Source organism: Sediminibacterium sp. C3 (genome assembly GCF_000508085.1).
GTDB lineage: Bacteria > Bacteroidota > Bacteroidia > Chitinophagales > Chitinophagaceae > Sediminibacterium.
This window is the reverse complement of the sequence record NZ_KI669560.1, coordinates 661,271-673,651: the sequence shown is the minus strand read 5'-3', so window position 1 is coordinate 673,651 and position 12,381 is coordinate 661,271. Positions and strand designations below refer to the sequence as shown.

Annotated in this window: 9 protein-coding genes; 4 read left to right on the top strand and 5 right to left on the bottom strand. The window is 39.4% G+C overall.

Annotated features, from left to right (window positions below; translation table 11 throughout):
- Positions 1-5: 5 nt before the first annotated feature.
- Positions 6-3,182 (top strand): efflux RND transporter permease subunit, encoded by a 3,177-nt coding sequence (locus tag F777_RS15525; RefSeq protein ID WP_051408394.1) that lies wholly within the window; start codon positions 6-8, stop codon positions 3,180-3,182.
- A gap of 10 nt (positions 3,183-3,192) precedes the next feature.
- Positions 3,193-4,629, top strand: a complete 1,437-nt coding sequence (locus F777_RS0103090; protein ID WP_026750763.1) for a TolC family protein — start codon at positions 3,193-3,195, stop codon at positions 4,627-4,629.
- Between the two features lies 1 nt (position 4,630).
- Here F777_RS0103090 and F777_RS0103085 read toward each other — a convergent pair whose 3' ends face one another.
- A complete protein-coding gene (locus F777_RS0103085; RefSeq protein WP_026750762.1) occupies positions 4,631-5,275 on the bottom strand; it encodes a response regulator transcription factor in 645 nt (214 codons plus the stop codon).
- A gap of 104 nt (positions 5,276-5,379) precedes the next feature.
- On the opposite strand from F777_RS0103085, the gene F777_RS0103080 reads away from it, so the two are divergent.
- The gene (locus F777_RS0103080) at positions 5,380-6,156 is read left to right on the top strand and encodes a 3-keto-disaccharide hydrolase (RefSeq protein ID WP_026750761.1); all 777 of its coding nucleotides are present in this window, start codon (positions 5,380-5,382) and stop codon (positions 6,154-6,156) included.
- Here the strand turns inward: F777_RS0103080 and F777_RS0103075 are convergent.
- Entirely contained in the window at positions 6,151-7,128 is a 978-nt protein-coding gene (locus F777_RS0103075) for a YheT family hydrolase (protein WP_026750760.1), read from the bottom strand. The genes F777_RS0103080 and F777_RS0103075 overlap by 6 nt on opposite strands.
- A gap of 54 nt (positions 7,129-7,182) precedes the next feature.
- On the opposite strand from F777_RS0103075, the gene corA reads away from it, so the two are divergent.
- Positions 7,183-8,280, top strand: coding sequence for a magnesium/cobalt transporter CorA (gene corA, locus F777_RS0103070; protein ID WP_026750759.1), 1,098 nt, complete (start codon positions 7,183-7,185; stop codon positions 8,278-8,280).
- On the opposite strand, the gene F777_RS0103065 is transcribed toward corA, so the two are convergent.
- From F777_RS0103065 to F777_RS0103055, 3 genes are read right to left on the bottom strand one after another with little or no spacing between them, the layout of a single operon-like run.
- Entirely contained in the window at positions 8,277-9,671 is a 1,395-nt protein-coding gene (locus F777_RS0103065; protein ID WP_026750758.1) for an MATE family efflux transporter, read from the bottom strand. The genes corA and F777_RS0103065 overlap by 4 nt on opposite strands.
- Positions 9,672-9,679: 8 nt before the next feature.
- Positions 9,680-11,197: an ATP-binding protein gene (locus F777_RS15520; RefSeq protein WP_051408393.1), complete on the bottom strand. Its 1,518-nt coding sequence runs from the start codon at positions 11,195-11,197 to the stop codon at positions 9,680-9,682.
- 11 nt (positions 11,198-11,208) lie between these two features.
- On the bottom strand, positions 11,209-12,351 hold the full coding sequence (locus F777_RS0103055; RefSeq protein ID WP_026750757.1) for an FIST signal transduction protein: 1,143 nt from the start codon (positions 12,349-12,351) through the stop codon (positions 11,209-11,211).
- Between the last annotated feature and the right edge of the window lie 30 nt (positions 12,352-12,381).

The window sequence follows — 12,381 nt, the reverse complement described above, 5'->3', positions numbered from 1 at the left end:
GAATCATGTTAGAAACTTTTATTAAAAGACCGGTTCTATCTCTGGTTATATCCATTATCATCACATTACTGGGGGTATTATCTTTATTTACCTTGCCCATTACCCAGTTCCCGGATATTGTGCCTCCCTCTGTAACTGTTACTGCTAAATATACAGGAGCCAACGCAGAAGTTTGTGCGAAAGCTGTTGCTACTCCATTGGAAAGAGCCATCAATGGGGTGCCTGGCATGACTTATATGTCTTCTGTATCCAGTAATAACGGGATTACATTGATTACGGTGGCATTTAAAGTAGGGATTGATCCTGACGTTGCTGCAGTAAGTGTTCAGAACAGGGTTAGTACCGTATTGGATGAATTGCCGGAAGAAGTAATTAAAGCGGGTGTTACTACAGAAAAAGATGTAAACAGCATGTTGCTGTATTTGAATGTAATGAGTGAGGACACTGCTGCTGATGAACAGTTCATTTACAATTTTGCGGATATCAATATTCTACAGGAACTAAAACGTATCGACGGTGTGGGCTTTGCAGAAATTATGGGGCAGAAGGAATATTCCATGCGTGTATGGTTAAAGCCTGATCGTATGTTGGCCTACAACGTATCTGCTCAGGATGTAATTGATGCATTAAGAAACCAGAACGTAGAAGCTGCACCAGGAAAAACCGGGGAAAGTTCCGGTATGAATCCACAGAGTTTACAATATATTTTGCGCTATACGGGTAAATTTTTCGAGCCCAATCAATACAAAAACATAGTTGTAAAGGCAGAGAACAACGGATCTATTTTATACCTGAAAGACATTGCTGATATTGAGTTTGGTGCCATGACCTATAGCATGATTTCCAAAACAGATGGCAAGCCTTCGGCTTCCATCATGTTAAAACAGAGACCAGGCTCTAATGCAAAAGAAGTAATCACCAAGGTAAAAGCCAGAATGGCAGAATTGAAAGAAACTTCTTTTCCTCCCGGCATGAAATACAATTTTGCCTATGACGTATCCAGATTTCTGGATGCTTCTATCAAAGAGGTATTAAAGACATTGATTGAAGCATTTATCCTGGTATTCATTATTGTATTTATTTTCCTTCAGGATTTCCGTTCTACATTGATTCCTGCATTAGCTGTACCGGTTGCCCTGATTGGTACGCTTGCGTTTATGCAGGTGATGGGCTTCTCTATTAACCTCTTAACACTATTTGCACTGGTACTGGCCATAGGTATAGTCGTTGATAATGCAATTGTAGTGGTAGAAGCTGTTCATGTTAAAATGGAAGAGCAGCACCTGAATGCAATGGATGCAACCCTGGCTGCCATTAAAGAAATTGCGAGTGCGGTTGTTGCAATCACTTTAGTGATGTCAGCTGTTTTTATTCCAGTAGCATTTTTATCCGGACCAGCAGGCGTATTCTACAGACAATTTTCATTGACATTGGCTGTATCGATCGTAATATCTGGAATTAACGCACTAACGCTGACACCTGCACTTTGTGCATTGCTTATCAAAAACACCCATGGCAAGACAAAGAAAACAAATCTATTGAACAGATTTTTTGCCTCATTTAATAGGGGTTATTCTTCTACTGAAAATAAATACATGAATCTGGTTGGCTGGATTAGTGGAAGAAAACTGGTAACCATTTCATTGCTTGCAGTTTTCTTTGTTGGAACAGCAGGAATTAATAGCATTCTGCCAGGAGGATTTATTCCTACAGAAGATCAGGGAATTATCTATGTAAATGTATCTGCGCCTGCAGGTGCTACTGTCGAAAGAACAGAAAATGTTTTAGTACAATTAGAAAAAGTAATCAAAGAAATACCATCGGTAGAAAATATTACAACCCTCAGTGGATATAGCTTAATTACAGAAGCAGCTGGTGCTTCCTATGGTATGATGATGATTAATCTGAAACCCTGGAAGGAGAGGGATTTAACGGTTGCTGAACTAATTCCTGTTTTAAGAGACAGGACCAGTAAAATCAAAGATGCCAATATTGAATTCATGCCTCCTCCAACCGTACCCGGATTCGGAAACACCAGTGGATTCGAATTACGTGTAATCGATAAAACAGGTACGGGTGATTTACAGCAAACTGCCGCCGTAACCAATCAATTAATTGAAGACATTAAAGCTGCTGGAGTTGTTGGAGCAGCTTATACTGGTTTTGATCCAAGCTTTCCGCAGTACATGATTCATATTGATTATGATATGGCTGCTAAAAAAGGGGTGACCGTAGATAATGCCATGACAGATTTACAAACCCTGATTGGGAGTTATTATGCAACCAACTTTATACGATTTGGTCAGATGTACAAAGTAATGGTTCAGGCCTATCCGAACTTCAGGGCTAAACCTAACGACTTAATGAATTTGTATGTCAAGAATAACCGTGGAGAAATGGTATCCTATGGCACATTCATTAAAATGGAAAGAGTATACGGACCTGAGCAGTTAACCAGATATAATATGTACACTTCTGCTATGGTGAATGGAGATGCTGGGAAAGGGTTTAGTAGTGGTGAAGCCATTGCTTCCGTTGAAAAAGTAGCCAAAGAAAAATTACCAAGAGGATACAGTTACGAATGGTCTGGAATTACCAGAGATCAGGTAGCATCCAGCGGACAAGCAGCATCTATATTTATCGTTTGCTTACTATTCGTTTATTTAATCCTTGCTGCCCAATACGAAAGTTTCTTAATGCCTTTTGCGGTAATTCTTTCTCTTCCTACCGGGGTTTTTGGGGCGTTTTTGGCGCTGAAAGCTTTAGGACTTGAAAACAATATTTATGCACAGGTTGCCCTGGTTATGCTGATTGGATTATTGGGTAAAAATGCCATCCTGATTGTTGAGTTTGCCATGCTAAGAAGAACGCAGGGTTTCAGTATTCTGGAAGCTGCTAAAGAGGGTGCCGTATCACGTCTTAGACCTATCTTAATGACTTCTTTTGCATTCATTGCAGGATTGATACCGCTAGTAATTGCTACGGGTGCGGGTGCCATCGGAAACCGGTCCATTGGTACCGCTTCTGCCGGAGGCATGTTATTCGGAACCATTTTCGGGGTCATCATCATACCGGGGCTTTATGTAATTTTTGCTCAACTTTCCGAAAAACTTTCCAAAAAGAAAAGCCCTGCGGCAGTAGTCCCTGTGGTGGATCATCCTGAACAATTATCTGACAGATAGAAAATATATTATGAAGAATAATTTTCAATTTTTACTATATACAGGTATCACTTTCATGGCCATTTCCTGTGCCATGCCCAAACCTGTAACCCTAAATAAATCTGAAATACTTCCTGCAGCTTTTCAGCAATCCACAGACAGTGTTAGTATTGCAACCCTTCCTAAAAAAACTTTTTTTCCCGATCCTTTTTTACAGGAACTAATTGATACTGCTATTGCCAATAATGCTGATATTAGAATTGCAGTTCAAAGAATTGCGTCTTCCAGAGCAGGTTTGGGAATAGCGCAGGGCTTAACAAAAATTGGAGTTGATGCGGTAGTGTCTACAGGAGTAGACAAATTTGGGGATTATACCATGAATGGTTTGGGTAACTATGACATGAACCTTTCACCGAATATTAGAAAAGACCAGCAGATTCCACTGAACATGCCTGATTTATTTTTGGGTTTTAGGAGTAGCTGGGAAGCCGATATCTGGGGTAAATTGTCGAATCAGAAAAAAGCAGCCTTAAACCGATACCTTGCTACGGAACAGGCCAGAAAATGGGTAACCACACAACTGGTTGCACAAGTTGCAGAATTGTATTACGAATTACTGGCACTGGATAAAGAACTGGAAATTTTACAAAGAAATATCAGGCTTCAGGAAAATGGAGTAGAAATTGTAAAAGTTCAAAAAGCAGGTGGAAGGGCCACTGAATTAGCCGTTCAACAATTTACGGCCCAATTATTAGGCACCAAGAGCATGCTGAATGTAATGAAACAAAGAATTACCGCAACTGAAAATTTATTAAGTGCTATTTCCGGTAAGTACGATTTCAAAATTAAAAGAGGTGTGGGTATCACAGACTTACAATTACCTGCAACTTTACAAATAGGCATTCCTGCTCAATTGCTCGCGAACAGACCAGATATTAAAGAAGCTGAATACTTACTGGAAGCCGCCGGTGCAGAAGTTGAAGCCAGCAGAAAAGCGTTTCTGCCATCCCTGAACATCAGCGCCTATACTGCTTTGAATAGTTTTAAGTCCTCTGTTTTATTTAGCCCACAGTCACTAACCTATGGATTATTGGGCGGATTGGTTACCCCTGTACTAAGCAAAAACATGCTAAAGGGAAATTATCAGCTGGCAAGTGCCGCTCAACAGGAAGCTTTTGAATTATACAGAAAGCATATTATTTATGCCTACCATGAAGTACAAACCAATCTAAGCGGGATTGATCAGTACAACAAAATATATGACCTGAAAGTACAGGAAACCAAAAGCTTACAGGCTGCGGTTGCTTCTTCCAACGATTTATATATGGGTGGAGCAGCAACTTATCTGGAAGTTGTTACCGCACAAAGAGGGGTGTTGGAAGCAGAGCTTGATCAGATCAACTCTAAGAAAACAGTATTTGTTTATTTAATCAACTTATACAGATCCTTAGGAGGTGGCTGGAACTAAATCAGGCATGCTGGTAAAGGCCATTCTGAATTGCATAGGTAACAATTCCTGCGCTGCATTTGGCTCCTAGTTTTCCCATGATTCTGATTCTATGTCCTTCCACTGTTCTCTTACTCAAGTGTAATTCACTGGCAATTTCCTTGCTGGTTTTTTCATTGCAGATACGTTCAATAATCTGCAGTTCCCTTTCTGTAAAGTTGGCAGATACTTTAGTGGGTAATTGATAGTTCTGAGTCACTATATAACTTAAGCACTCCGCGCTGATTTTGCAGAAATAATGTTTATGCGCATAACAGGTTTGAATAGATTCCATGATTTCCGCTTCCCTGGCTTGTTTAGAAACAAATCCCATGGTTCCCACTTCCAGTAACTGATACATTAACTGATGTGTAATCTGGTAAGATAAAAATATCACGGCTGTTTCCGGTGAATGACTCAAAATATGCCTGGTTATTTCAGGAGAGTCTGATTCAAGATCAATTAATACCACATCGGGTTTGGCTTCTACGATATCATTCACCCAGTTCTCTTTAAACTCATTGTTTCCAACAAGTTTAATAGTAGGGAAAGCCTGGAGTACTGTTTTTAAACCAAGCTTGTACATCATTTGATTATCGGCGATGAAAACGGTAATCGTTGTTTGCATAATATTAGTTTTTAGTGAAAAGGGATATCTAAATTCTTGTAATAATTAAGGGTTCACAATAGTATTATTACGATTATTCAGCGTTTTTTCACGATATTAGAATCATGAAAAACACCGTTATTACCACCATCACAGGCATTCTATTAGTAAGTAGCAGCTATGGACAAAAAAAGCCTAACATTGACAGTTTGGTGAAAGAATCTAAAAAAACAGAAGTATGGGAACCCGTGCCAGTAATGGTTAGTCCGGGTAAATCAGCCAGTGATGCTCCCTCCGATGCCGTTGTTCTATTCAATGGTAAAAACCTGAATGCCTTTCAGAAAAAAGGTGGGGGACTACCCGGCTGGAAAGTAGATGCTCAGGGCATATTGAATGTAGTAAAAGGATCCGGTGATATTGAAACCAAAGAAAAATTTGGCAGCTGCCAGTTGCATATTGAATGGAGAACGCCCGCTGCTATTGCAGGTGATGGTCAAAGCAGAGGCAATAGCGGAATTTTCCTGATGGGAAAATATGAGTTACAGGTATTAGACTCCTATAACAATCCTACCTATTCCAATGGTCAGGCAGGCAGTATTTATAAGCAATATATTCCTCTGGTAAATGCCTCCAGAAAACCAGGAGAATGGCAGAGCTATGATATTATATTCAATGCTCCCCGCTTCTTCTCTGATGGAAAATTACAGCAGCCCGCTACTATCACTGTATTCCACAATGGAGTACTGGTTCAGAATAATGTTACCATTTTAGGTGGCACAGAATGGATTGGACCAGCTTCTTACAAACTCCATGGAGACAAGGAATCACTGATTATACAGGATCATGGTATGGATGGAGGCAATCCGGTTAGCTTCAGAAATATCTGGATCAGACCCTTATAGCCCAGTTGTATCTTCTGCAAATGACAATGCGCGGATTTCTGCCCAGGTATAAGACTGACCTCTCATCATAAACCCGCAATGCCCTCCTTCTTTGGGCATTTCCAGAAATAAATGAGGGTGCTTCTCTGCTGTTTCTATGGGCATGCAGTTGGGTAATAAAAAAGGATCATTCACCGACTGTACAATCAAAGAAGGTATGGCCACCTGATGTAATAAAGGTCCTACGCTGGCTTTTTCATAAAAATCCAGTGCATTTTCGTACCCATGCAAGGGTGCTGTATACCGGTTATCGAATTCAATAAAGGTTTTGATATTATCGTATCCGCTAGCATCTATCTGATCAGGGAAAAGCTTTGATTTTAATTTTATTTTCTTTCCCAGTTTTTTCAAAAACCGGTTTAAATAAATCCGGTTCGCGGAGGTAGACAATGCATCCACACTTCCCTTTAAACTGCAGGGAACAGAAAAGCCAATGGCTTTCTTTACTTGCTCAGGAACTGCTGAAGGGTTTTCTGCAATGGCCCTGAAGGTTAAACTTCCTCCCATGCTAAACCCTATTAAAACTATATGTTTATAGCCATACTGTTGAATGCTATAATTTATTACGGCCCTTAAATCGCTGGCATCTCCATGATGATAAAACCTTACCAGCCTGTTCATTTCGCCACTGCAACTTCTGCAATTCCAACCCAGTGCATCGTATCCATTGGCACTGAAAATTTTGGCCATCCCCGTTACATAGTGCCTTCCCGAATCTCCCTCCAGACCATGAGTAATAATAACCAGCTTCTCCGATTGCCTTTCCAACACAGACCAATCCAGATCAAGAAAATCACCGTCCGGTAATTCAAGCCTTTCTCTTTTTGCATACCGAAAGGCAACTTTCCTGAACAAGCTGGGATAAATGCTTTGCCAGTGCCCATTGTATTGAAGGACCGGAGGTTTAAAACTTGCAGGACTTAATAAAGGCATGACTCAATTTATGAGCGAAGGTATTAAATACCTCATTTTAATTAACTTCAATCTATGACAGGAAGCCAGTATTTAAAACTATTGAATCCGCTTGCATTTTTTAATACCAGGCGTACAAGAGATATTTTTAAAGTAAACCCAACCGTTACTCCGGAAAGAAAAGAAGCCGATCATATTGTGGTTTCTGTTTTTGACTTTGATAAAAAAGAAATTAATGAAAGCAGCTTTGACAGAATTGAATCCTGTGAACAGTTTAAGGACAATGGTCGAATCAGCTGGATTAATGTAGATGGTATCAGAAAAGGAGAAGTAGAACTTTTATGTAATCATTTTGGAATTCACTATCTCATTGCAGAAGATATTTTAAGCGTAGGTCAAAGGCCTAAAATAGATGAAATACATCCTGTGTTGTACTGTTTATTGAATATGCTTTACTTTAATGAGCAGACCGCTACGGTTGAAACAGAGCAGATCAGTATTATTCTCGGAAAAGACTATGTAATCACTTATCAGGAAGATGCCAGCAGAGATGTTTTTGACGGAGTGCGTGAAAAATTAAGGGTCAGTGATTCAAAACTAAGACAGAGTGGTGCTGATTATTTATGCTATGCCCTGATAGACATGATAGTAGACCACTACTACTTGGTAATGGATAAAATTGGGGACAGAATAGAATTACTGGAAGAACGAATTATCAGAAGCAGCAATAAGAGGTCGCTGGCTGAAATTAATGCACTACGCAAAGAACTGATAGTATTAAAAAGAAATGTAGGACCTGTAAGAGATATTATCAATGGGTTTGTAAAAACGGATAGTCATCTGCTGGAAGACAGAACCCGCAAATATTTCAAAGACATCTACGATCATATTGTTCAGGCGAATGACCTGGCAGAAAGCTACAGAGACATGATGCTAAACCTTCACGACCTGTATGTGAGTAATGTAAATTTGAAAATGAATGAGGTAATGAAAGTAATGGCAATCGTTACCTGCTTACTGGCACCCGCCACGGTAATAGGAGGAATTTTTGGAATGAACTTCGATAGTATTCCCTATGCGCATGAAAGCAATGGATTTTATATTGCTACAGCCTTAATGATTATTGTTCCCCTGGTTATGGTTTTTATTTTCAGAAAGCGAGGCTGGTTTTAAATTTGTATGGTTTTCCACCTGCCTCTCTTAAATAAAATAGTGCCGGTAATGGCCACTGCTGTTTCGGTAATTACAATGGCCCAGAAAACTCCATTGGTTCCCCAATTAGCTGCCCCCGATAAATAATAAGCTACCGGAATCTGAAAGACCCAGAACCAGAAAAAATTAATAAGGGTAGGCGTTCTGCTATCTCCTGCACCGTTAAAGGCATTCATCATTACCATTCCTACTCCATAAAATAAATAACCGAAACTTATTATTCTTAGTGCACTGGTTCCGGTTGCAATTACCATTGGCTCATTGCTCATTAATCCAACAAAGAAAGGAGCAGCCGTGATAAATAAAACGGAAACAATACCCATAAAAACTGCATTGTACTTTGCTGTTTTCCAAACAGAAGCTTCTGCTCTTTCAATTTGTTTTGCTCCAAGATTTTGTCCTACAAGGGTAGCCGCTGCATTACTTAAGCCCCAGGCAGGCATCAGGAAAAAAATGATAAGCCGAATAGCAATGGTATACCCTGCAATGGCATCACTCCCATATCCGGAAATGATTTTTGCCATAAAAATCCAGCTGGCAGAAGCAATAATAAATTGAAGTGCGCCGGTTGATGCAATGTTTAGAACAGATAGAATAACCGACCAGATAGGCTTAAAATGATTCCATTTTATTTGAATAATCCCCTTTCCCTTCTGAAGATTATATAATTGATAAAGTACCCCAATACCTCTTCCGGTAGTTGTTGCAATTGCCGCTCCTGTTAAACCATAAAAATGAATCATTACAGGACATAAAATAATATTACAAAGATTGGCCAGCCATAAACTTTTCATAGCAATCGCTGCATTGCCCGCCCCTCTGAAAATTCCATTGATTAAAAACAACAACATAATAACCAGGTTCCCAATCAGCATAATGGAAACATAGTTAGAACCGATACTTAGAATTTCAGGAGAAGCTCCTACCAATTGCAATATGTCCGAAGCAAAAAAAGCACCGATGATACTGATGATCATACTGATGACGATACAAATAATAAGTGTTTGTGCCCCTGCTTCTGCAGCAGCTTCATGATTCTTTTCACCCACTCTTCTGGCTACCATCGCAGTAGCGGCCATGCTGAGTCCAATGGCTAAAGAGTAAATAATGGTCAATACCGACTCGGTTAATCCAACTGTTGCCGCTGCAGCAGATCCCAGTTTGCTTACAAAAAAAATATCTACAACAGCAAAAACAGACTCCATGCACATTTCCAGAATCATTGGAACAGCCAGTAAAAAAATGGCTTTTCTTAAACTTCCTTTTGTAAAGTCCTTGTGTTCGCTGTTCAATGATTCCCTGAACAAATCATACCAATAACGGAGTTTGGTACCTCCCATAGATTGAGTCATCTGATTGATTATGCTGATGGAGCAATATTGTCCATGATGATTGTATAGAGCGTATTAGGATTGAATGGTTTGGATAAACAACCGTCCATTCCTATCTGTATTGCTTTTGCTTCAATATCGGTGGTGATAACAGAAGCTGTCAACGCAATGATGGGTACAGTGGTATTGAATGTCCTGATATTTCTGGTAGCCGTATATCCATCCATTACCGGCATCTGAATATCCATTAATATGAGATCGTAATTCTCCTGCCTAACTTTTTCAACAGCAATGGATCCGTTTTCTGCCAAATCTACTTCCGCATTCCAGTTCTTCAACATTCGTTGGGCAACCATGATATTGAACTCTACGTCTTCTACCAACAATATTCTTTTGCCTGATAAATCTGGCTTGTTTTCTGTACCGCTTTGTTTGGCTTCTTCTCTGATTTCACTATTGCTTTTCTTGAATTTTAGCGTGAAATAAAACTTGGATCCCACACCAGGCTCACTCTCTAAAAATATTTCACTGCCCTGAAGCTGTAGCAATCTTCTAATAATGGTTAGCCCAAGTCCGGATCCTCCAAACTCGCGGGTAATATTATTGTTGGCTTGCGTAAATCGTTCAAATACCAGGTGTTGTTTTTCTTTGGGAATACCAATTCCGGTATCTTCTATTGAAAACATCAGATCTACATCCTGTTTATTGTTGGCTACCAGTTCTACCTGTATGGTAATGGTTCCGTCCTTGGTAAACTTAACCGCATTGGAAATCAGGTTATTTAAAATCTGACCCAATCTTACATCATCACATACCAGGAACTCAGGAATATCATCGTCATAGGTAATTTTAATTCTATTTCTTTTTTCTTCCGCTTTTACCTGATTGGCCATTTTAATATTCTTGAGGAAATGCAACACATTTACATTTCGCTCAGCGAATATGATTTTACCTTCTTCCAGTTTGCTGAAATCGAGTACGTCATTAATGAGACTTAGTAAATTCTCAGAAGAAATCTCCATCACATTCAACAGTTCTCGCTGGTCTGGTGCAAGATCCTGATACTGAAGTAACATAATGGTACCAATAATTGCATTTAAAGGTGTACGGATTTCATGGCTCATTACAGACAGAAACTCACTCTTGGCCTGTGCCGCTTTTTCAGCCACTTCCTTGGCATGAATCAAATCTGCTTCCAGCTGTTTTGTTTTGAGAATCTGTTTTTCCAGAAAAGAAATAATATCAATCAGGTCATCACTATCTTCATCAAACTCCTGCGGTGCAGCAGGATCCAGTGCCTTAATCGCCTGCTTTAATTTATAAATAGATTGTTGTCTAATTTCATTTTGTCTCTGTAAATCTTTCGTAGCAAGCTGGTATTCCTTCTCACTTACATCAAATGCATGTTCTGTAATTTTTCTATCTCTGTCGAAAGAGCTATCGCTTTTATTGACCGCATCCAGAAAAGAAGCCAGGTCTGGATTGTTCTCCAAAGAATTATTAAGAAACTGAGATATCTGCTTTTTAAGTAAGCTATGATAAGGCATTGAAACTGGCGTTATAATTCAGTAAATGTTGTAATAGTCATGGTTTGATTGTGGAGTTCACAATTAGAACCTGGATTGAAAGGTGATAGTTCCCCATAAGAATAAAAGCCAGTGATAGTAGTATTTTCACCAAATACTTTCTGAGCAGCTTCCACTTCTTCAGAAGTTCTGTCCTGTAAAATCAATTTGCGTCCAACACAACTGATTAAAATTGCCAGATTAGCATTGTTGTTCTCGTGCATGGATGCAGTTGTAGTTGCGGCAACAGAAGAACCATTTATTACTTTTTCAAAATTTACTTTCATTAAACGCATTTTACTTCCCTCCGGCATATTTCCCGCAAAAATCATTGAGCCATCCGCTTCATTCACATTTAAGATAGTTCTTACCAGATTTTTAGAACTGTCTTCGGTTCGTAAAGAAATAGGAAATAAGAGTGCAGAGCCAGGTAATTCATCTACATAGGGACCCAGGTACTCCTTGTATAAATCAAGCGCTTTCTGACCATCAATTTCATACAATACATTTTTTACAGACTTGGTAATTACTCTCTCTTTTCCAAATTCATCCCATCCACCAAAGGAACTATGCCCAACCATTAAACCAGCCCCATAGAATCCTATAGCTACAACCGTTCCTTGCTTGGCTGGCGTATTTAATCCAACCTGTGTTTTTTCAAATCTTGCAGCATCTCCTGCCAGTCCACCAGTTACAGGAATATTATTGGGATTGACAGCATTAAAACCTGCTACCAATTCGGACCCATTAATAAACGAACCCTCTGAAATAACAAATACAGACACTAGCTTTTCCTGATTTAACATACCCATCAGCTTTTTCCCGGTTTCATAGCTGTCTACTGACTGGGATATGTCTATAGAAACCGCCTGCGTTGTTGCTTTTTCAAAATAGATTGCTGTTACAACTATTGTTTCATCATAAACATGTTTATAAAGAATTTCGCCAGATGTAGAACAGGAAACAATATTCGCATTGGGAAACTTTTCTTTAATTGAGGTAAAGACCGCTTGATTAGTTACGAGTTCTCCTGAACCAAATGCCAAAACCAGTTGTGCTTTCTCAGCAGGAAAATTGTCAGGTAAATCCGCCTTAATCCATTTTCCCGAACCAAATTGAAGCTGGGCAGTTTTCATTAAACTTTTACTTTATACTTAAAGGTAACC

What these genes read in the sequence shown, in the direction of transcription:
- F777_RS15525 (WP_051408394.1), top strand. Translation starts at nt 6, where the DNA reads ATGTTAGAAACTTTTATTAAAAGACCGGTTCTATCTCTGGTTATATCC.
- F777_RS0103090 (WP_026750763.1), top strand. Translation starts at nt 3,193, where the DNA reads ATGAAGAATAATTTTCAATTTTTACTATATACAGGTATCACTTTCATG.
- F777_RS0103085 (WP_026750762.1), bottom strand. Translation starts at nt 5,275, where the DNA reads ATGCAAACAACGATTACCGTTTTCATCGCCGATAATCAAATGATGTAC.
- F777_RS0103080 (WP_026750761.1), top strand. Translation starts at nt 5,380, where the DNA reads ATGAAAAACACCGTTATTACCACCATCACAGGCATTCTATTAGTAAGT.
- F777_RS0103075 (WP_026750760.1), bottom strand. Translation starts at nt 7,128, where the DNA reads ATGCCTTTATTAAGTCCTGCAAGTTTTAAACCTCCGGTCCTTCAATAC.
- corA (WP_026750759.1), top strand. Translation starts at nt 7,183, where the DNA reads ATGACAGGAAGCCAGTATTTAAAACTATTGAATCCGCTTGCATTTTTT.
- F777_RS0103065 (WP_026750758.1), bottom strand. Translation starts at nt 9,671, where the DNA reads ATGACTCAATCTATGGGAGGTACCAAACTCCGTTATTGGTATGATTTG.
- F777_RS15520 (WP_051408393.1), bottom strand. Translation starts at nt 11,197, where the DNA reads ATGCCTTATCATAGCTTACTTAAAAAGCAGATATCTCAGTTTCTTAAT.
- F777_RS0103055 (WP_026750757.1), bottom strand. Translation starts at nt 12,351, where the DNA reads ATGAAAACTGCCCAGCTTCAATTTGGTTCGGGAAAATGGATTAAGGCG.